Source organism: Fictibacillus terranigra (genome assembly GCF_030412265.1).
GTDB classification, from domain to species: Bacteria; Bacillota; Bacilli; order Bacillales; family Fictibacillaceae; genus Fictibacillus_C; species Fictibacillus_C terrinigri.
In genome coordinates this window covers 297,759-319,302 of record NZ_JAUHLN010000002.1, presented here as the reverse complement: position 1 = coordinate 319,302, position 21,544 = coordinate 297,759, and the positions used below count along the sequence as shown (strand labels likewise).

Genomic DNA, 21,544 nt, shown 5'->3' with positions numbered 1-21,544 from the left:
GAAGGAAATTATGAATAGTGATCAAGAGACAGGGTTGTTGAAAAAAATGAAAGAACATCTGAACCAGTTTTATGTCCGGCAGATTCTTTTTACATCAGAGGAATAACCGGTGGCAGCATCAATAAGGTTTATGCTGTTCAAACAAAGAAACAGACGTATCTTTTAAAAGTGAATCATCAAGCATCTGCACGTTTCTTCGAATGTGAAGCTGCTGGTCTGGATGAGATTAAGAACACTCAAACCATCAATGTTCCGGAAGTTTTTGCTTATAAAGACAGAAGGACTGAAGGGGAAGCCGGCTATTTACTGGCAGAGTGGATTCAAGGTGAGAAAACGAAAGACACTGAAAGGATGTTAGGAGAAAAACTAGCCGCACTTCATGGCTTCCCTGTACCTAAAAAGTATGGTTTAGAGCAAGACAATTTCATCGGAAGCCTCCCCCAGCCAAATGGCGTTTTTTCGTCATGGACCGTTTATTTCTTAAAGAAACGGATATTGCCGCAGGTTGAACGAGGAAGAGCAGAAACAGAAATGCATACGGCACGAAAACAAAAGCTGTGGTAAACTGAAAATATTTATAAGTAAATATGAGGTTAAAAATCGGTAGAACCGCTGGTGCCACTTCAGGAATCCAAGTATACGGAGCGGTCGGCCGGCCGACCAAATCAATACAGAAGCCGTTATGGCTAATATACATGCATGATATCCTGCACGTTGCTTTACCATTCGTCCATGTTCCTCCCAAACAGCCTTTTTATCAGTATGACAGACACAAATGGCTGTTATACCTTATGTTGCATTTTAAAAAACATCGCCCGTTTAAGGCGATGTTTTTTTATCATACAGACACTTTTTCATACTCTTTTCGGATGGCAGCCGATCTTTCTTTCGCACTTAAAATGGCTTCGGCAAAAGCCTGGCCTGCTTTGTTTTCTTTTAGTGCTTTTAATCCTGCTGCGGTCGTACCATTTGGCGACGTTACTTTTTTCCTCAGTGATTCAGGGGAAGCCTGAGTATCCAACACCATTTTACTGGCACCAAAAACCGTTTGGGCTGCTATCTCCCTCGCAAGGTCCTCATCGAATCCTTCAGCCTGGGCTGTTTTTTCAATATGCTCCAAAACATAGTAAATGTAAGCCGGACCGCTGCCCGCTATTCCTGTAAACACATCCATCTGTTCTTCATCGATCACTTTTACACGGCCGATCGCAGAAAATAACTCTTTAGCCAGTTCAATATGTTCCATTGAAACGGATTGTCCGCCGGTTATCGCTGTGATGGATTCTCCAATGGTACTTGAGGTGTTCGGCATAATCCTGATGACCGGCTGTCCCTCAGGAAGAATTTCTTCCATGAAACCCGTCGAAATTCCAGCGAGAACAGACATTACAATTTGATCAGCCTTTACCTTCGGTTTCAGTTCAATGAGCGCTGTTTCGGCGTCTTTCGGCTTCATGGCCAAGATGATGAGATCTGCTTCTTGTACTTGGACTTCACTGTAAGGAAGAGCAACCACTTTATAATTTTTCATTAGTTCAATTCGTCGCTGATCATTTTGTTTGTTTGTCATCACAATGTTGCTGGGCGGTAATTTTTCCTGATTGACCATTCCGGCAGCAATCGCCTCGGCCATGGAACCTGCTCCAATAAAAAGCACTTTTTTTGTTTTTAACATGCAACCTCTCCTTATTGCTGTGTTAAGTTCACTTAAGGTCCTATCTTAACATGTTAAGAAGAGGTTTCAACCCTTTGATGGAACATCGTCCGTTATAGGCAATAATCTCTTAAGAAAGTGAGAATGAGTGATGATAAATAGGACAGGCTGTAAGAAATTATAGAATAACCTATTAAATCACTGGATTTGCGAAAATAAAAATTATGGCTTGGCATGCTTTGGCGGAAGAAGAATCGTCTTCAGCAGCTGTCGTTGTTCATCCGGCCACCATGCGCCACAATCTTCGGAGACAATGCAAGCTGCACATTTTTCAAGGTCAAATACTTTCATACCCGAAATGGGGGGAGAGTAGACATGCAAGGTGATCAATGGTTTCTTTTCATAAGTACCCATCTTATGGATCATGCCTCTTCCCACATGCAAAAGTGATCCCTTTTTTTCAATCTCCTTTTTTACCGCCACGGGCAATCCCCCTGGCTGCAATTTATACAGCGTGTGGTTTGAGGATCCAGATATCACTTGTACCCACCCAAACGACCGCCCGTGGTCATGCGGTGAGCAATCCAAGGTCTGAGACCAGGCCATGACCAGAATTTCTACATAGTCGCTCTTAAAAATTAATTTCCTGCCATAAGGTTTATTTTCTGAATTCATCACAAAAGGAGCGGCGTCAGTTTCAGCCGCCTGAAGTTTTTGGATCGCCTCCAGCAAATCGTCTGAAGAGGGAAAAACGAGCGGAGAAAATATTTTCTCGATTCTTTTAAGGAACGGCACGTTATCATCCTCCTGGTGTCATTGATCTATAACCAGTATATTGGATGGTCACAAAATAAATGAATAACCCGAAACATAACCCTTAGGGGCTGAGCAAGTCCGCAAAAAATGGGTGTACAGGAATCGTCCATAGGCTTTTGACGAAACGAAACGATTCAAGGAGGTACAATATTTTATGTATAAAAAGATCGGTTTAATTACAGGGATAACAGCCATTGCGCTTTCGATCGCGGGAGGAACATCTGCAAGCGCACATACGGTTAAAGAAGGGGATACGTTATGGAAGCTTGGACAGTCTTATGACGTTTCCTACGAGGATATTAAAAGGGACAATAACATGGAAGGAAATATCATCCGCCCTGGTCAGCAATTAAATATACCGGCTGTTAAAGGGGTTAGCCAGGAGCGGGCAAAAGCGTCTTCCGCAGATAAAAGACTGCTGGCTTCCCTCGTTGAATCCGAAGCGATGGGTGAAAGTTTCGAAGGCAAAACAGCAGTCGCCGCTGTTGTTTTAAACAGAGTAGAGGCTGACAGCTTTCCGGATTCGATTCAAGGCGTCATTTTTGATAAAGGGCAGTTTCAGCCGGTATTGGAAAACAACCTGAAAAAGCCTTCTTCACAATCTGAGAAAGCGGTGGAAAAAGCACTGGCGGGATATGACAATACAAATGGCTCGCTTTTCTTCTATAATAAAACAACAGCGGTAAGCCGCTGGCTCGACAGTAAACCAGTGAATAAAGTGATCGGAAACCACACATTCAGCAAATAATGAAAAACAGCCTCAATCCCTGTCATCAGCAGGGATTGAGGCTGTTTTACAATTTACTCGTACTTTTAATGCTAAGACCCGACACCTCAATCTTATGGCTGTTCCGGGCGATCAGTACATCACAAGTCGCATGCCTCGTAATGTATTGTGACACACTTCCAATAAAAATGCGCTCCATCGCGTTTAAGCCTGTTGCACCGCAGACAATTAAATCAGCGTCATGCATCGAAGCAAATGACAGGATTTCGGTTTTGGGAGAACCGTAATTGGATAATGTCTTCACATGTTTTAATCCAAGTTTTCTGGCCTTTTGTTCATAATCTTCGAGTAGGGTTCCACCATGGTTTTTGCCAGATCCCTTTTCAATATCCACAGTACCTGAATCCATGGGAGCCGCAGGAATCCGCTCCTCAGAGATATGGACAATCAAAAGCTGGGCATGATATTCCTTTGTTATTTCAATCGCTCTGTAAAAAGCTACTTCTGAAGATTCAGATCCATCTACACCTACAAGAATTCTCTTATAATATGGCATAAAAACCCCCTCTTTTTCGTATGCTTTATAAATTCTTTCCCTTAAATTTTATTTGACAAACGTGGGAGAGTACGGTAATTTGGAACATATTAAAGTATTTATTATTTGAAAATTTCATAATTAACTCTTATCAAGAGTGGTGGAGGGACTGGCCCGATGATACCCGGCAACCTGCAGATTTTTATTCTGAACAGGTGCCAAATCCTGCAAGGCAAAAAGCTTTGAGAGATAAGAGAAGGTCACGCCCAAACGGTTGATTGCACCTCTCTGAATCTTTTAGAGAGGTGCTTTTTTGTTATATAAATTGGGGGGATATCTGTTGGAAAATACAAAGCTGCCTGCTGTCAATCATACAGCAGCAATAGGAGAACTAACATTAGAATCGGGTAAGGTGCTGAACGATGTACATATCGCCTACCAGCGGATTGGTGCAGAGGACGCGCCTGCGATCTTCGTATGCCATGCACTGACAGGCAATCACTATACATTAGACAGCGAGATAGGAGAAGGATGGTGGACAGGGTTATTAGGAAGCGGGGAATATATTGATTTGGACCGATACCAGGTGATTACTACAAATGTGCTCGGTGGCTGCGATGGCTCAACAGGAGCACTTTCCATCAATCCCGACACAGGTGTGCCGTACGGACCGGATTTCCCTGTCATCACGATTAGAGATATGGTGCATGCGCAAAAAAAACTTTTAGATGTTCTCAGGATCAGACGATTGGAGGCTGTAATCGGCGGATCGCTAGGAGGCATGCAGGTACTGGAGTGGGGCTTGCTGTATCCAGATTATATGGAGCGCTTAATTCCCATTGCCGTGACACCGACACTAAGTGATTATGCGATTGGCTTTAACGCGGCCGGCAGATCGGCCATCATAAGTGATCCTTTATGGAATAACGGGAGATACAGCCCTGATTGCGGGCCAAGAAAAGGGCTCGGCATTGCCCGCATGATCGGTATGCTCACCTACCGTTCAGGACGTTTATTCGACCACCGTTTTCAGAGGAAACAAACCGGAAATTGGGAAACCATACAGGAGAAAGCTGTGTTTTCGGTGGAATCTTATCTTCATTATCAGGCGGATAAATTAGCCGACCGATTTGATGCGAACTGTTATCTCACTTTATTAAAAGCGATGGATACTCATGATATTGGCAGGGGAAGAGGTGGAGTAGCTGCCGCTTCACAAAATTATAATGTACCTATGCTATGTGTTGGGTTTTCCGGGGATCTGCTTTACCCGGTTGATTCGATGCAGGAGTTTATTCTTTTGGTCCAATCAGGAAATAAAGAAGCACGTTTTCAAGAGGTAAATACAATGTTTGGCCACGATGGGTTTTTGACCGAGTTTGATAAGTGGGGAAACCTGTTCGCGAATTTTATGAGAGAAACAATAAAGACATGAGGTAAATTCCTCATGTCTTTATTTAGTGGTTTATTCAACAGCTGGTTTTTCAACAACCATCGACTTATCAGCCGGTGCAGATTGTTCTGGCCGCTGGCGGCTGATTCTCCCGCCACCGACAGATAAAGCGACCAATATACCCGCGCCAATAAAAATCAAGCCCGTTAAAAAGACGGTGGTGAATGAATTGCTCCAGGCAGTCTGTATGGAGTGAATCACCGTATTTTTAATGCTGCCAGGCAGTTTAAGAAGGTCGGGATGGATTAAAAGGCTGAACAGAGCATCCGTTTTACCTGCGAGTTTTTGAAAGATCCCTTGAAGCATCGGGTTCGATTGTTCACTTACGACATCATTCATTTTTGTCTCTAAGGAGTGGTTCATTACTACGTTTAAGACAGTAATACCAATCGTACCTCCGATCGAACGGAAGAACGTAGAAGCGGACGTTACAGCTCCCAGTTTTGATTTTGGAAATTCGTTTTGAATAGCGATCATCAAGGTCGGCATGACGAGACCCATTCCTAATCCCATAACAATCATGTAAGCATAGGCTGTTAATTCCTTAGAATCTACACCCATCGTACTCATCAAGTAGAACCCGACAGCTGTAATAATCATACCGACCGTCAGTACGGTTCGGTAAGGAAGTTTCAATAGAAGTCTTCCTCCGATGATGCTTGCGAGGATAAGAGAGATCATCATAGGTGTCATGGTGGAGCCTGCTTGTGTTGGTGTGACACCCAGGATCCCCTGCATAAACATCGGCACGAACATGATCGCGCCAAACATCCCCAAACCAAGCAAGAAACCTAAAGCGTTGGTTGTTGCGAACACACGGTTTTTAAATAAGGAGAGATCCAGTACAGGCTCTTTTGCTCTCTTTTCTACAAATCCAAAAACGATCATGAGAACGATGGAAGAGCCGAAGATCAATCCGCTTTCCATTGAAACCCATTCAAATTTATCTCCGCCAAACGTTAACCCAAGCAGCAACAGGACGATGGCTGGAATCAGTGTGATGATTCCAAGATAATCGATATGGACTTCGTCTTTTGGTCTTACCAATTCATTTTTCATCCCAACGAAGATAAGGATGGCAGACAGGATACCAAACGGTACATTAATTAAGAAAATCCAGTGCCAGCTGATCGTGTCGACTAAAAATCCACCGATGAACGGACCGATGACGGAGCTTAACCCAAAGATTGCTCCAAAAACACCCTGCCATTTTGCACGCTGTTCCGCTGTGAAAATATCACCTATGATGGTTTGGGAAAGGGGCATGATCATTCCGCCGCCTAGACCCTGCAACCCTCGGTAGAAGATCAATTGTTCCATGGAGGCAGCCGTTGCACATAAGCCGGAACCAATGACGAAAATGATGGTACCGATTAAATAAAGTGAACGGCGCCCGTATAGATCTGAAAGCTTCCCGACGATCGGGATAATCGTAGTCGAAGTGATTAAATAGGCGGTTGTTACCCAGGCAAAAATGGAAAAACCATTTAGTTCGCCGATAATGGTAGGCATCGCAGTACCGACGACCGTCTGTTCCATTGCACTGAAAAACATTCCGATAATTAGGCCTAATAAGACCATATTACGGTTGATAGGTTTCTGTTGTTCAATTTTCATAGGATAGTTCTTCTCCGTTCTTTTTTATACTATTTGAATCTTTAAGTGCTGTGCTATTTCTTTACAATACGGTTTCAACTCAGAAACTTGTTTTAGATTGGCGAGTACTCCTTGAATGGAAAATCGATCGGGTGCCTTCTGTTCAAGGCATCTTTTTAAATAATCAATGGCTTTGAGGTGTAAGTCGTAATCCTCTTCATCCATTCCGAGTATATCGAGCTGATCCTTCATGTTAGCGACGATTTCCCTCAAGACATCATCAGCGCAGCTGGAATGGTCGGAAAAGTAAGCCTTCACCATTGTTTCTTCCATTAAAGGAGGACCACCCTCAAGCAGAATTCCGTCCACCAAATGATCCATCCGCTTGAGAATATAGGCAGGGAGCCGCTCGATATCCAATGGTATTTGGCTGACAATCATCAATTTCACAAAGATCGTTCGTATTCCGTCCAACAATAGGGAGAGATCATACAGGTAAGGGGCAGCTTCAGACCCGTAAATCTCCATGAGGGTACCTTCATACCACGTCTTCATTTCCATCTGCATCTTTCTCATGTAGCGGTGAATATCTTCATTCATGGCGACGGCTTGTTCCCGAAAATGCATAATTATAAAATCTTTATGTTCTGCGATTTGTTTCAGTTGTACAAGAATCTGCTGTTTGAATTTTTCCCTCGGGTCCATGTTCAATTTATCCACTGCTGTAATTTGAGCCTTCATGTTTTCATGGTTGTATTTAAAGATCGACAGGAGCAGTTCTTCTTTGGATTTAAAATGAAGATAGAAGGCGCCTTTGGAAATATTGCTTTCTGTGGCGATTTCCTGTATCGAGGTGAATTCATATCCTTTTTTTGCAAATAAAGTTAGTCCGCTTTCAATGATTTTTATCTTTTTACGATTCGTTTTAATCACCTTCCCAGCATGATCCCCCAGTGAAAATTCTGTTTATTTAACTTTATTAACTAAATAACACTCAATCATTATATTACTGATATGACCAGTCAGTCAATCTTTTTATTTTAAAAAAACGCTCATATTTTTGAGCGTTTTTTTCACTGTATTTAAGCAAGCAATGACAAACCGCCGTCTACGATAATCGTCTGTCCTCTGATCATGCTGGCAGCTGGTGTGCATAGAAAAAATACAGTTTCAGCGATATCGTTCGGCTCAACAATACGTCCCGCCGGGTTTTTTTGTTTTGCCTCGTTCAGCAACTCCTCACGGTTCGGGAAATGTTTAAGTGCATCCGTATCGACTGCCCCACCGGACACCGCATTCACCACAATTCCTTTAGATGCTAGTTCTACTGCAAGATAACGGGTGATGGCTTCAACTGATGCCTTTGATACGCCAACGGCCACATAATTTGGAAGCGCCCTGATCGAGCCGAGGCTGGAGAGGGCAACGATAGCGCCTGATCCTTTTTCTGCCATAAGCATGGCTGCCTGCTGAGAGGCAAACAGATAAGCTTTTGCGTTGATGTCCTGAGTCCAATCCCAGTGGCTTTCCTCAATCTCCAGCACGGGCCGCAAAACTCCAGAAGCCGCATTGTTTACAAACACATCAAGCCGTCCAAAGGTTTCTTTTACTTCGGCAAATAAAGCTTTGATCTGGCCAAGGTCACCGACATTTGCTTTCACCAGATGAACCTTGATTCCGTATTGGGATTCAAATTCTTGTTTTGTCAATTCTGCATCTTTCTTTTTTCTCATGAAATTTAACACGAGGTCATAACCTTCGGAGGCAAATTTGGAAGCGATCGCTTTTCCGATGCCTCTTGTACCGCCTGTTATCAGAGCTACTTTTTTCGTCAACAAAAACACGTCCTTTATCACATTCTGCATTTAGTACCTGGTCCTAATATTAAGGCGGTTCCTTCCGAATGTCAATGCAGGACCCTAAACCAGGCAGTTGAAAGGAAAGAAGATGAGATATACTATATAATAGATTTTTATAGTTTTAATGATGAAAGGGATATTTATATGACCATAGATCAATTGCGATTACCGAACGCACTTGCTGAAAAATTAAATGACGAAAGAAACAGGCGGAAGGAAACGACAATACCTGAGTTTAAAGGTCTTATTGGTGCTGAAGGGTATACAGCAGGAGATCCTGAGATTGTAAAAGATGCAGTTATTGCTCTGTTGATGGGAAAGAACGTACTGCTGAAAGGGCCGACAGGATCGGGGAAAACGAAGTTAGCTGAATACTTGTCATTTTTGTTTCAGCAGCCTCTCCATTCCATCAACTGTTCCGTCGATCTCGATGCGGAAGCGTTATTGGGGCACAAGACAATCTCCTATGAAAAAGGGCATTCTGAAATTGAGTTTATTCCAGGCCCCGTGACAAAGGCCGCAACATTCGGCCATTTCTTGTACATTGACGAAATCAATGTGTCAAAGCCTGAGACACTTCCGATTCTGAACGGGATCTTAGACTATCGAAGAACCGTGACAAATCCTTTTACAGGTGACATTGTTAAAGCAGCAGCAGGTTTCAGTGTCATCGCAGCGATCAATGAGGGATATATCGGAACCGTACCACTGAACGAAGCATTAAAAAACCGGTTTGTTGTGATTGAAGTTCCATATATTCAGGGAGAAACACTATTCAAGATGCTTCAATTCCAATCTGAGCAGAAAGACAGCGATATTTTATATCAATTCGTTCAATTTTCATCAGATCTGGTCCAGCAGACGAAGACAGGGCAGCTATCGGAAGATGCTGCCTCCATCCGTGCCTTGCTTGATGCTGCAGACCTGTCGGCATATATGCCTCCAAAGCGGGCCATACAGCGGGCGGTCGCGGATAAATTAGAAGATGCTCGTGAAAAAACATTAATCCATAACATTGCCGACACGCTGTTTGTATAGAAGCGGATGTCCGGGAGGTGGCATGACCGATGAAATTTCTAACATTTGCAGATACAAAAATCGATCCTTTTTTGCATATGCAGCTGATTGATCTAGCGAAGACACTTTCTAAAGATCCTAAGATGGATGTGGAATTCTCATTTCATTCGTATTTGAATAAACCAGGCCATGTGCTTCATGTCAGCCAGTTCTGGATGACCTATCCCGGCTCTGTTCAGCTGGATGGGTTAAAAAGCGAAGTGTATTTAAGAAGCTTTGGAAATTTCTTTTTCTCTGACCATGACGTGCTTCATGAGGCCATGCAATCGTTAAAGATTGAAGAACATTTTCAATTCCTTAAGCATCTGCTCCTTTTCTCTGAAGATTACCGGCTCGAAAAAGTTTGTATATCCAAGCGGCCGGGGATGTCGGCCGCTTTCTCAGAAAGGAAGAGAATTCTTCTCACCCATTTTCAAAGGCAGTATCGCCAGCACATTCAGCAAAGAAGGTGGATGGACGCATTTTACTGCAGTATATTTTTATTGGCCAACCACCGTCTCGTTCAGCTTCACACACCGCTCAAAGAATGGTATGGTGAACTCCGCCCTTCCCTGGTGAAATTAAACACTGCTGAGAGCACAGCACATATCATTGCAGAGATTCATGATATAAAAATAGCATTAAGAGCTTTTAAAGAAGGGGACATGACGAGTTCCTATCTTTCGTTCTATGAGTCGGATTCCCTTCATTTCAAAGACATAACAAGAGAGAATGAAGCGAAAACCCCTCATTCAATGACCGGATCAGAAGATGAAAGTAGCGAAGAAACGGCACGGGAGGAGATGCCAAGCTGGCACAACGAAACGTCTTCTCCGTCTGATTCGTTTCTTCAGTTCGACCTGGATCAAGGTACATCAACCGACTTGCTCGGTGAAGGGGGAAGGAAAGCTGAAGAAGGTGACCAGGCTTTCGGTGCCGTACAGGCTGGGGCAAAAGATTCAAAAGGCAACGATTTTAAAGGGGAAACCGGTGCAGGTGTAGACGATGCATCCCCGCGATCGGGTCAAGGTCTATATCCGTACGGACAGATGAATCGTTTTGCGGTGGAAAAAAAAGTTTTTCCAAAGAACCCTTCCTTTCAGGACATGCAGGATTATCAGCAGATTAAATCTGCTGTTCAATCGTCTGTCAGCCTGTTAAAGCAAAGCTTTTTGAAGACCATTGAACATAAAAAAAACGTGCCAAACCACGATCTTCATTTTGGCAGGTTGAACAAAAGGCTGACACGTCTTTTAACGGATAAAAACCCAAGACTGTTCTTTAAAAAAGCGGAGTCGCCTCAGGAGCTGGATGCCGTCTTTACTTTGCTCGTCGATTGCTCGGCGTCTATGTTCGACAAAATGGAAGAAACACACAAGGCCATCGTCCTTTTTCATGAGACCTTGAAAGCGGTGCGGATACCACATTCCATCACAGGCTTTTGGGAAGATGCTTCTGATGCAAAAAAAGACAGTCAGCCAAACTATTTTCAGGAAGTGATCTCGTTCACAAGCTCTTTAAAAAATCAGTCTGGAGCGGAAATTTTGCAGTTGGAGCCACAGGAGGATAACCGGGACGGTTATTCCATCCGCAAAGCGGCAGAGGATCTGCTTCGACGGAAGGAAAAACAAAAGTTTTTACTTGTTTTTTCGGATGGAGAACCGGCTGCGTTTGATTATGAGGGCCATGGCATCCTTGATACGTATGAAGCGGTAGTGAACACACGGAAAATGGGAATCGATACGCTTGGTATGTATATTTCTAACGGAGAAGTAACGGAGGAAGCACAAATCTTAATGAAAAATATATATGGCAGCCATCAAGTTGTCGTGCCGAGCGCAGCAGAACTTGTCAGTTATTTAGTTCCTGTCCTGCGCAAGCTGCTATTTAAAATTGCATAAATGTGATTGAAGAGCCGAATGAAAAGCGTACGGGGATATGCGAGCTAATCTCCGTACGCTTTTAAGGTTCTTCATTGGTTCACTAAATAGTTGCGCCGGCTATCCCGTCCCATACTCGAAAATAAGATTTCAAGCATCACGGTGCATCCAGGTTTTCCTGGATTTTTTTATTGGCTGGAGGCTGTTTTGGTTTGTTTTTTCTGAATATGTGCAAGCCTGAAGTAAAGAGTCACCGCCCCCATCGCAAGGCCTGAAATCAATCCAACCCAATAGCCAAAGGCTTCGAGCGAAGTGTGGTTTGCCAGCACATAGCCGACCGGGAGTCCGATCACCCAATATGAGATTAAGGACAATACGAGAGTAACGTTCACATCCTTATATCCTCTCAGCGCTCCTTGGATGGGAGCAGCTATCGCATCGGAGAGTTGAAAAAAGATCGCATAAAGGAGAAAATGCTTGGTTAAATGTATGACCTCTGAATCGTTGGAGTACATGAAGGCCACTTGGCTAGGGAAAATCAGCAGTGCCCCCGCACAGAGCAAGGCAAGAATGACTGCTGTTCCAATACCAAGATAGCTGTATTGCTTAGCATCCTTGTAGCGGTTCGCCCCGACCTCAAACCCGACTGCGATGGTAAGGGCAAAGGAAATGCTCAAAGGCAGCATATAAAGAAAGGAAGCGAAATTCAAAGCTGATTGATGTGCGGCGATCGTCACTGTGTTGAATGAACTCATCAGCAATGTTACAGCTGCAAAGATACTCGTTTCAAAAAAGATGGAAAATCCGATGGGCAGACCGATTTTCAACTGGCTTTTCCAGGCTGCAAGTGAGAGTGGATAAAATTTTCCAAAAACCTGATATTCAGAAAAAGGCTGTTTTTTGTGAATGATATAGATCGCCATGAATGTAATGAACCAATACGTCAAGGCAGAAGCATAGCCTGAACCGACACCGCCCAATTCCGGAAATCCAAATTTTCCAAAAATGAAAAGATAGTTGAATATTCCATTAATGGGAAGAGCCGTTAACGTAATCAGCATGGAAACCCGCGTACTGCCGAGTGCGTCAATAAAACAGCGAAGTACGTTATATAAAAACAGAGGAATCATACCGAACGAAAGCGCTCTTAGGTATCCATATGCGACTTCTCTGACTTGAGGATCCAAATCCATGGCATTTAAGATAGGGCGAAGCAGCAAGAATCCAATAGCGGCTACTGCAAATGACAGTGCAAACGCAAGATAGATGCTCTGGATAACAGAGTAGGGTACTTTTTCCCGTTTTCCAGCACCATTCAATTGGGAAACGATGGGAGTGAGTGCCATTAATATCCCGCTTAATCCCGTGAAAACAGGGACCCAGATGCTTGAGCCGATCGCCACACCAGCCAGCTGTTTTGGGCCTGCATGCCCGGACATCACGGTATCCAGAAAATTCATCGCATATAATCCGATCTGTGTAACCAATAAAGGAAGCACTAATTTTATAAACAATAAGAATTTTTGCTGGATCGTTTGAGTTTGTTCCATATTCCATATCGCATTCCTTTTCCAAATCTGTAATAATGGAAATTATATCATATGGACGACGAAGCGAGGTTATTTTATTTTCAAATGATGAAAGATATGGTTGGATAAATAAAAAAGATGGCCCAAATGGACCATCTTCATAGAGTTAGGAAGTATGAACAGCTGTGTGTTTCTTCAGTTCGTTCATAAAATCGTGGAATTGTGGAATATTCATTTGCTGTGCAGAGTCAGATAGAGCGACAGCCGGGTCTGGATGGACTTCAGCCATTACACCGTCAGCTCCGATCGCAAGTGCTGCTTTTGCCGCAGGAAGCAATAGATCTCTTCTTCCAGTAGAATGAGTGACATCCACCATAACGGGGAGGTGGGTTTCCTTTTTAAGAATCGGAACGGCTGAAATATCAAGCGTATTCCTCGTCGCTTTTTCATAGGTGCGAATTCCGCGCTCACAGAGGATGATCTGGTCATTTCCTTGAGCAAGGATGTATTCGGCGGCATACATGAACTCTTCAATTGTTGCTGAGAGGCCGCGTTTCAATAATACTGGTTTGTTGATGGCACCTGCAGCTTTTAATAGTTCGAAGTTTTGCATATTACGGGCACCGATTTGGACGACATCCACATAATCCAGAGCTTCCTCAAGATCGTTCGGGTTCAAAATTTCACTGATGACCGCCAGGTTTTCCTCATTGGCTACTTGTCGTAAAATTTTAAGTCCTTCCATGCCAAGACCTTGGAAATCATAAGGAGAAGTACGCGGTTTGAACGCTCCGCCGCGCATGAGGGTCAAGCCTTGATCTTTTATTGCTTTCGCCACTTGTTTAACTTGATCATAGCTTTCTACCGCACATGGCCCCATCACAAAATGCTGTTCACCGGTTCCGATAAGCTCGCCTTTTATGTTAATAATCGTATCATCCGGTTTCTTCTTACGTGATACCAGCAGCGCTTTACGGTGGTCATCTTCCTGAAGCTCCAGGCTGGCTTTAAAGATTTGTTTAAAAATATATTGAAGGGTAGACGTTTCGAATGGCCCTTTATTACGGTCTGCAATCAAGTCAAGAAGCTTGCGTTCACGAACAGGGTCAAAACGCTTAACACCCTGCATTTCTTTTAATTTTCCAATCTCTTGTACGATGGAAGCACGGTCGTTTAACAGGTCTAGAATCTTTTGATCGACGGCTTCAATCTCACTGCGTAGCTCAACCAGTTCTTTTGACATCCTAAGCTCCTCCTCATGATTCATATGTGTTTACTCCTTCAAAATTGCTTCTTTCATCGGGGCGGCGCCGGCCCCTTTTCCGAATAATTTTTTGAGTATTGTTTGCTACTTTAAAGCACGATAGTGTATCTTGTCAAGGGGTTATTTTCAGATTTATTCAAAGTCTTTGTTAATTTTCAAAAAATTGGTCCGTCCCCCTTTACAATCGGCTCTAACCGTGTTAAAAATTGATATAATACAATTAAACGATCGCAATGACAGGCAACAGTAGTATTCTTCTCCCTGTTTTTAAGAGAGCTGGTGGACGGTGCGAACCAGTACAAAGGAGAATGCGAATTACACCCTCGAGCTTCCTTGTTGAACGGTCCGGTAACGGGATCAGTAGAGAAGGACGGTTTTATACCGTTATCCATGAATGAAGTGGCGGAAGGTTCCATGTGTTCCGCAATGAGGGTGGTACCGCGAATGAATTCGTCCCTGCTATTAATAGCAGGGGCTTTTTTGTATTTCTAAAGAATTTAAGGAGGCACAATCATGAGGTATTTAACAGCCGGAGAATCACACGGACCACAACTCACAACTATACTAGAAGGCATTCCATCAGGACTGCCGCTGACAGCAGCAGAGATTAACGAAGAACTGTCCCGCAGGCAGAAAGGCCACGGACGGGGAAGAAGGATGCAGATTGAAAAGGACCAGGCGATTATTAACAGCGGCGTCCGGCACGGCTATACTCTCGGGTCTCCGATTACCCTGACTGTAGAGAACCGGGATTTTAAACACTGGACAAAGATCATGGGAGCTGAACCTCTGGAAGAGGACAGTGATGAAGTAAAACGCCAGATCACAAGGCCTAGACCGGGGCATGCTGATCTCAACGGGGCCATCAAGTATAACCATAGAGATATGAGGAATGTCCTGGAACGGTCATCCGCCAGGGAAACAACAGTGAGAGTAGCAGCAGGGGCAGTGGCAAAACAGCTTCTGAGGGAGCTTGGGATAAAAGTAGGCGGCCATGTGATTGAAATTGGAGGAGTCGTGGCGGAGGAGCTTTCCTTTGAATCCATAAAAGACCTTCAGGAAAGAACTGAAGCATCTCCTGTACGCTGTTTGGATGAAGCGGCTGGAAAGAAAATGATGCTTGCCATTGACGAGGCGAAGGAGAAGGGTGACTCAATAGGAGGCATCGTTGAAGTGATCGTAGAGGGCATGCCGATAGGGGTTGGAAGCTATGTTCATTATGATCGGAAGCTTGATGCGAAGCTTGCAGCGGCCATCATGAGTATCAACGCATTTAAAGGTGCAGAGATCGGCATCGGTTTTGAAGCCGCTCATAAACCAGGAAGCCTCGTCCATGACGAAATCCTTTGGAATGAAGAAGAGGGTTATACACGACGAACCAATAACGCTGGCGGGTTAGAGGGAGGTATGACGACCGGGATGCCGATCGTCGTGAGAGGCGTGATGAAACCCATCCCAACTCTTTACAAGCCTCTTCAAAGTATTGACATCGATTCTAAGGAGCCGTTCCAGGCCAGTATTGAACGATCAGACAGCTGTGCTGTTCCTGCGGCCAGCGTAGTGGCTGAAGCTGTAGTGGCTTGGGAGCTTGCAGCAGCGATCGTGGAACAGTTCGGTGCAGATAACCTGGAAAGAATCAAAGAAAACATTCAACGGCATAACCTTCAGGCGCGTGAGTTCTAATGGAAACACTGCAGATTAACACGGAATCCAAGAAATACCCCGTTTTCATTGGAAATACTGTTCTCGATGGCCTGGCTCCATTTATACAGGATCTGTCTCCAAAAGTGACCAGTATCTTAATCATTTCTGATGAGACGGTAAACCGCCTTTATTTTCAAGGAACAGCAGAGAAACTTGAAAGTATCAGCCGATCTCTTCATTCCTTCGTGATACCGAGCGGAGATAGGGAAAAATCATTTGATAATTATTATAAGTGTCTTACTTTTGCCCTTGAGAGGGGCTTGGATAGACATTCACTGATTATTGCCCTAGGCGGGGGGATGATCGGGGACCTGGCCGGTTTTGTAGCAGGAACGTATATGAGAGGCATCCGTTTTATACAGCTCCCGACGACTCTATTAGCTCACGACAGTGCGGTAGGCGGTAAAACAGGGATCAATCATCCACTTGGGAAAAACATGGTCGGCGTTTTCCATCAGCCTGAAGCTGTGTTTTATTCTACTTCCTTTTTGAAATCTCTTGCAGAAGAAGAATGGAGATCAGGGTTTGCAGAAGTCATCAAGCATTCCCTTATTGCTGATGAGGCATTCTATCATTGGTTAGTAAATGAAGTTACCGAAATACAAAAAATACCGGATGAAAAACTAGCCTATATCTTGAAGACGGCGATAGCAATAAAGGCACAAGTAGTAGCCCAGGATGAGCGGGAAAGTGGACTTCGGGCGATTTTAAATTTCGGGCATACACTTGGCCATGCGATAGAGAGCAAAGCAGGGTACGGTGCAATCTCCCACGGCGACGCGGTGTCCATCGGAATGCGGTTCGCACTGAAGCTCAGCGAATCCATCTCCGGCAAAAACCTTCATTATATTGCGATCAATAAATGGTTTCGCAAGTTTTGCTATCCTGTAATACCTCCTCAGCTTGAAGCAGAAGCGCTGCTTGAAACAATGAAAAGAGATAAAAAGTCGACAATGGGCCATGTGAAAATGGTTCTGCTCCAGGAGATCGGGCAAGCCTGTGTTCAAGAAGTGAATGACACCCTCCTATTGGACTCTCTAGAAGAATTTATCATGGCAGACAAGGAGCAAAACAGTGAATAAACGGGTACTGCTGATTGGATTGGGCCTTATTGGCGGATCCATCGCAATGGCTATTAAAAAAGAACATTCTTGCACGATCATCGGACATGATATTTCAGACGATCATGCCAATCTAGCAATGCGGCTGCGCATCATTGACTCAATCTGTACTGATCTCCAAACGGAAACTGAGATGGCGGATCTGATCGTATTGGCTACTCCGGTGGAGGAAACGGAAAGACTTTTGGATTGGTTTGCGTCCCTTACCCAGCCTCCGGCTGCCCTCATCACAGATGTAGGCAGCACAAAATCAAAAATTATGGAGAAAGCTTCTTATTTAAGAGAAAAAGGCATTACATTTATCGGAGGGCATCCGATGGCCGGTTCCCACAAGTCAGGACCCGGCAGTGCCAAAGCCCATTTGTTTGAAAATGCGTTCTATATGATAACACCTGGACCAGGAACCCCGGACCAAAGAATAGAAGAATTAAAAAATTGGCTGAAGGGGACACATGCAAAATTTATCGTTATGGAGGCTGAAAAACATGATCTCCTGACAGGGGTGGTCAGCCATTTTCCACACGTAGTGGCAGCGAGCCTCGTTCGCCAAGTACAGCACTATTCCAAAAACTACAATCAAGTCAACGATCTTGCTGCCGGAGGATTTAAGGATATTACAAGGATCGCATCAAGCAGTCCCGTCATGTGGAAGGATATTATCAAGCACAATCAGGAAAATATTTTAACCTTTATCGATGAATGGATCATGGAAATGGAAAGTGTAAAGGATCTTGTTAAAAGCGGAAGCGACGAAGGTCTCCTTGAGTACTTTTCCAGTGCGAAGCAATACCGGGATGCTCTGCCGATTAAAGCAAAAGGCGCCATCACATCCTTTTACGACCTGTACGTCGACATCATAGATGATGTTGGGGTGATTTCACGTGTTACCTCTATACTTGCTGAGAAACGAATCAGTATTACAAATATCCGGGTAATTGAGGCCAGAGAGGATATTTACGGCGTACTGAGAGTGAGTTTCCAATCGGAAGAAGATCGCCAGAACGCAAAAGAGAGTCTTGAAGACCTTCAATTCACCACATATATTGCCATTTAGCAAAGGGGGCCAATTTCATGTCAAAACGATTAAAGCCAGTTTCCGGTCTTCACGGGACCATTCAAATTCCCGGAGATAAATCCATCTCCCATAGGGCCGTTATGTTTGGTTCCATCGCTGACGGACGTACAACGGTAACGGGTTTTTTACCTGGAGATGACTGTTTAAGCACCGTAGACTGTTTCAGAAAAATGGGAGTCAGCATCGAACAGAAAAAAGATACAGTTATAATAGAAGGAAAAGGTTTAAAGGGCCTGAAGGAACCGATGGATATACTCGATGCCGGAAACTCAGGTACAACGATCCGATTGATGCTCGGCATCCTTGCAAACACTCCGTTTCACTCTTGCATGACTGGGGATTCATCCATTGCCAAACGCCCAATGAAGAGGGTAACGAACCCGTTGCGGGAGATGGGGGCTGCCATTGAAGGCAGAGATCAAGGAAATTATGTTCCTTTAAGCATACGCGGAGGACAATGCAAAGGGATCGATTATCATTCCCCCGTCGCGAGTGCACAGGTAAAGTCAGCCATTTTGCTTGCAGGACTATCTGCAGAAGGCACAACCTCCGTTACAGAGCCTTTCAAATCCCGTGATCATACAGAACGCATGCTTGGAGCGTTTGGATGCAAAGTAGATGTGGACGGAAATACAGCAAGCATAAACGGCGGTCAAGGATTAACAGGGACCCACATTGAAGTACCCGGAGATATTTCCTCTGCTGCCTTCTTCCTTGTAGCCGGCTCCATCATTCCCAACAGCGAGATCACTTTGAAAAAAGTAGGAATGAATCCTACCCGGACGGGTATCATCGACGTATTAAAAGAGATGGGCGCTGACATCACCGTTTCTCATATTGAAGGAGAAGATGCGGAGCCATACGCTGATCTTACAGTCAAGACCTCCAGACTGAATGGGATTGAGATCAGCGGCTCGATCATTCCACGATTGATCGATGAGATCCCCATTATAGCGCTGGCTGCCACGCAAGCCACAGGGACAACGGTGATTAAAGACGCGGCAGAACTAAAAGTGAAAGAAACAAACAGAATTGATACGGTCGTGCATGAACTGCAAAAGATGGGTGTGGAAATTGAAGCAACCTCTGATGGTATGATCATAAAAGGAACGTCATCTCTCAAAGGAGCAGAGGTTGACAGCCACGGAGATCATCGGATCGGAATGATGCTGGCCGTTGCGTCCTGCCTGGGTGAAGGAGAAACCACACTATTGAACAGTGATGCTGTTTCCGTTTCATACCCTGGATTTTTTGGAGAGCTAGAAAAACTTCAAAACGAAAACATCGGTGTTTAATTTGTACACACAATAAAGTAGAAAAAATTTAACATGCAGCATAAACTGCGGAGAGGCCAAACCGGCTCTCCGCTTTTTTAATAAAGAAGAACGGCTTCTCCATAATCTTGTATGCACGTTTGCACTGTTGATATGGTATGATACAATCATTGAGATTATGGAACTAGCGAAGGAGAAATAAAACTATGATTACAGTAACAAATGTAGGTCTGCGCTACGGCGATCGTAAGCTCTTTGAAGATGTGAACATAAAGTTCACTCCAGGTAACTGCTACGGCTTGATCGGCGCTAACGGGGCTGGGAAATCCACGTTTCTTAAAATTTTGTCCGGCGAAATCGAACCGCAAACCGGAGATGTTCATATAACCCCTGGCGAGCGTCTGGCCGTCTTAAAACAGAATCACTTTGAATATGAAGAAAATGAAGTATTGCAAACAGTGATTATGGGTCATGCCCGTCTATACCAGATCATGCAGGAAAAAGACGCGATCTATATGAAGCCCGATTTCACAGATGAAGACGGCATTAAAGCTGCGGAGCTTGAAGGTGAATTTGCGGAGCTGAACGGGTGGGAGGCAGAGTCCGAGGCCGCTATCCTCTTGAAAGGATTAGGAATCGGAGAGGATCTTCATTATAAAAAGATGGCTGACCTGTCAGGATCGGAAAAAGTAAAGGTTTTGCTTGCTCAGGCCCTATTTGGCAAGCCGGATATCCTCCTCCTGGATGAGCCGACGAACCACTTGGATTTGCGCGCGATCCAATGGCTTGAAGAGTTTTTAATTAATTTTGAAAACACGGTTATCGTTGTATCTCATGACCGTCATTTCTTAAATAAAGTCTGTACTCACATGGCTGACTTGGATTTTGGAAAGATCCAGCTCTATGTCGGAAACTATGATTTCTGGTATGAGTCCAGCCAGCTTGCATTGAAAATGGCACAGGAACAAAACAAGAAGAAAGAAGAAAAAATTAAGGAACTTCAAAACTTCGTAGCCCGATTCAGTGCGAATGCCTCCAAATCAAAACAGGCAACATCAAGGAAAAAGCTCCTTGAAAAGATTTCTCTCGATGATATCCGGCCTTCCACACGCCGCTATCCTTTCGTTAACTTTTCCATAGACCGTGAAATCGGCAACGACCTTCTTATGGTGAAGGACCTCAGTAAAACGATTGACGGTGAAAAAGTGTTAAACAACGTGAGCTTTACCATGAATAAAGGAGACAAGATTGCGTTTGTCGGAAAAGATGAAAACGCAGTAACGGTTCTCTTTAAAATCTTGATGGGTGAGATGGAAGCGGACAGCGGCAGCTTTAAATGGGGAGTTACGACTTCTCAGGCCTATTTCCCTAAAGATAATACTTCCTACTTTGAAAATAACGATCTGAACCTTGTTGACTGGCTGCGCCAATACTCACCGGTCGACCAATCAGAGAGTTTTTTGCGCGGCTTCTTAGGGCGCATGCTGTTTTCAGGTGAAGAAGTGCTTAAAAAATCTAAAGTGCTTTCCGGAGGAGAAAAGGTCCGCTGCATGCTCTCAAAAATGATGCTTAGCGGGAGCAATGTGCTGCTGCTTGATGACCCGACAAACCACTTGGATCTAGAATCAATTACGGCGCTAAACAATGGACTGATCAGCTATAAGGGCTCTATCCTGTTTACATCTCATGACCATCAGTTTGTTCAAACCATCGCCAACCGAATTGTTGAGATCACACCGAACGGTCTTCTTGATAAACAAATGACGTATGATGAATTCCTTGAAAACGAAGATCTTCAAAAACAAAGAGAAAAAATGTATCAATAAAAAAAACGGCCGGGCAGGCCGTTTTTTTTTTATTGTCTCTAAAAAGTGAGACTCAAACATGCCAGTTGATTGAAAGGGACATGTTCCGTTCCTTTCTCTCATTGAATTTTAGTCTGCTGGTACAAATAGTCCATATTCCTCTGAGGTCATCGTACTATACTTGATATTTAGGAAT

General features: G+C 44.1%; 18 protein-coding genes, 1 riboswitch and 1 other annotated feature. Of the genes, 10 read left to right on the top strand and 8 right to left on the bottom strand.

The window, feature by feature from the left end; genetic code table 11:
* The first annotated feature begins 93 nt into the window (after positions 1-93).
* Positions 94-564 carry a fructosamine kinase family protein gene (locus tag QYF49_RS09365; RefSeq protein WP_354005833.1) on the top strand — a complete coding sequence of 157 codons (471 nt, stop codon included), beginning with the start codon at positions 94-96 and terminating at the stop codon, positions 562-564.
* Between the two features lie 274 nt (positions 565-838).
* On the opposite strand, the gene proC is transcribed toward QYF49_RS09365, so the two are convergent.
* Together proC and QYF49_RS09355 are read right to left on the bottom strand one after the other, a co-directional pair.
* Complete coding sequence (gene proC / locus QYF49_RS09360) at positions 839-1,675, bottom strand: pyrroline-5-carboxylate reductase (protein WP_290399356.1); 837 nt, start codon at positions 1,673-1,675, stop codon at positions 839-841.
* Positions 1,676-1,876: 201 nt separating this feature from the next.
* The gene (locus QYF49_RS09355) at positions 1,877-2,449 is read right to left on the bottom strand and encodes a cysteine dioxygenase (RefSeq protein WP_290399355.1); all 573 of its coding nucleotides are present in this window, start codon (positions 2,447-2,449) and stop codon (positions 1,877-1,879) included.
* A gap of 175 nt (positions 2,450-2,624) precedes the next feature.
* Here QYF49_RS09355 and QYF49_RS09350 point away from each other — a divergent pair, with 175 nt between their 5' ends.
* Complete coding sequence (locus tag QYF49_RS09350; RefSeq protein WP_290399354.1) at positions 2,625-3,218, top strand: cell wall hydrolase; 594 nt, start codon at positions 2,625-2,627, stop codon at positions 3,216-3,218.
* Positions 3,219-3,264: 46 nt separating this feature from the next.
* Here QYF49_RS09350 and QYF49_RS09345 read toward each other — a convergent pair whose 3' ends face one another.
* Positions 3,265-3,753, bottom strand: a complete 489-nt coding sequence (locus tag QYF49_RS09345; protein ID WP_290399353.1) for a universal stress protein — start codon at positions 3,751-3,753, stop codon at positions 3,265-3,267.
* A 124-nt stretch (positions 3,754-3,877) separates the two neighbouring features.
* Positions 3,878-3,988, top strand: a riboswitch (SAM riboswitch).
* Between the two features lie 84 nt (positions 3,989-4,072).
* Between QYF49_RS09345 and metX the strand changes: the two genes are divergently transcribed.
* Positions 4,073-5,167 carry a homoserine O-acetyltransferase MetX gene (gene metX, locus QYF49_RS09340; protein WP_290399352.1) on the top strand — a complete coding sequence of 365 codons (1,095 nt, stop codon included), beginning with the start codon at positions 4,073-4,075 and terminating at the stop codon, positions 5,165-5,167.
* Between the two features lie 30 nt (positions 5,168-5,197).
* On the opposite strand, the gene QYF49_RS09335 is transcribed toward metX, so the two are convergent.
* The 3 genes from QYF49_RS09335 to fabL form a co-directional block, all read right to left on the bottom strand.
* Complete coding sequence (locus QYF49_RS09335; protein ID WP_290399351.1) at positions 5,198-6,802, bottom strand: MDR family MFS transporter; 1,605 nt, start codon at positions 6,800-6,802, stop codon at positions 5,198-5,200.
* Between the two features lie 24 nt (positions 6,803-6,826).
* Positions 6,827-7,714, bottom strand: coding sequence for a TetR/AcrR family transcriptional regulator (locus QYF49_RS09330; protein WP_290399350.1), 888 nt, complete (start codon positions 7,712-7,714; stop codon positions 6,827-6,829).
* 149 nt (positions 7,715-7,863) lie between these two features.
* On the bottom strand, positions 7,864-8,616 hold the full coding sequence (fabL, locus tag QYF49_RS09325; protein ID WP_290399349.1) for an enoyl-[acyl-carrier-protein] reductase FabL: 753 nt from the start codon (positions 8,614-8,616) through the stop codon (positions 7,864-7,866).
* Between the two features lie 168 nt (positions 8,617-8,784).
* On the opposite strand from fabL, the gene QYF49_RS09320 reads away from it, so the two are divergent.
* Both QYF49_RS09320 and QYF49_RS09315 read left to right on the top strand, forming a co-directional pair.
* Positions 8,785-9,678 (top strand): ATP-binding protein, encoded by an 894-nt coding sequence (locus tag QYF49_RS09320; protein WP_290399348.1) that lies wholly within the window; start codon positions 8,785-8,787, stop codon positions 9,676-9,678.
* A 29-nt stretch (positions 9,679-9,707) separates the two neighbouring features.
* Positions 9,708-11,597, top strand: a complete 1,890-nt coding sequence (locus QYF49_RS09315; RefSeq protein WP_290399347.1) for a vWA domain-containing protein — start codon at positions 9,708-9,710, stop codon at positions 11,595-11,597.
* Between the two features lie 167 nt (positions 11,598-11,764).
* Here QYF49_RS09315 and QYF49_RS09310 read toward each other — a convergent pair whose 3' ends face one another.
* The gene (locus QYF49_RS09310) at positions 11,765-13,126 is read right to left on the bottom strand and encodes an MATE family efflux transporter (RefSeq protein ID WP_290399346.1); all 1,362 of its coding nucleotides are present in this window, start codon (positions 13,124-13,126) and stop codon (positions 11,765-11,767) included.
* A 145-nt stretch (positions 13,127-13,271) separates the two neighbouring features.
* Complete coding sequence (locus tag QYF49_RS09305) at positions 13,272-14,348, bottom strand: bifunctional 3-deoxy-7-phosphoheptulonate synthase/chorismate mutase (RefSeq protein WP_290399345.1); 1,077 nt, start codon at positions 14,346-14,348, stop codon at positions 13,272-13,274.
* 245 nt (positions 14,349-14,593) lie between these two features.
* Positions 14,594-14,830 (top strand) — a binding site (T-box leader).
* A 52-nt stretch (positions 14,831-14,882) separates the two neighbouring features.
* On the opposite strand from QYF49_RS09305, the gene aroC reads away from it, so the two are divergent.
* From aroC to QYF49_RS09280, 5 genes are all read left to right on the top strand, one after another.
* On the top strand, positions 14,883-16,052 hold the full coding sequence (aroC, locus tag QYF49_RS09300) for a chorismate synthase (protein ID WP_290399344.1): 1,170 nt from the start codon (positions 14,883-14,885) through the stop codon (positions 16,050-16,052).
* Positions 16,052-17,155, top strand: a complete 1,104-nt coding sequence (gene aroB / locus QYF49_RS09295) for a 3-dehydroquinate synthase (protein ID WP_290399343.1) — start codon at positions 16,052-16,054, stop codon at positions 17,153-17,155. The genes aroC and aroB overlap by 1 nt, the downstream gene beginning before the upstream one ends.
* A complete protein-coding gene (locus QYF49_RS09290) occupies positions 17,148-18,248 on the top strand; it encodes a prephenate dehydrogenase (RefSeq protein ID WP_290399342.1) in 1,101 nt (366 codons plus the stop codon). The genes aroB and QYF49_RS09290 overlap by 8 nt, the downstream gene beginning before the upstream one ends.
* A 17-nt stretch (positions 18,249-18,265) precedes the next feature.
* Positions 18,266-19,564, top strand: coding sequence for a 3-phosphoshikimate 1-carboxyvinyltransferase (gene aroA, locus QYF49_RS09285; protein WP_290399341.1), 1,299 nt, complete (start codon positions 18,266-18,268; stop codon positions 19,562-19,564).
* Between the two features lie 185 nt (positions 19,565-19,749).
* Positions 19,750-21,369, top strand: coding sequence for an ABC-F family ATP-binding cassette domain-containing protein (locus QYF49_RS09280; RefSeq protein ID WP_290399340.1), 1,620 nt, complete (start codon positions 19,750-19,752; stop codon positions 21,367-21,369).
* Positions 21,370-21,544 lie beyond the last annotated feature (175 nt).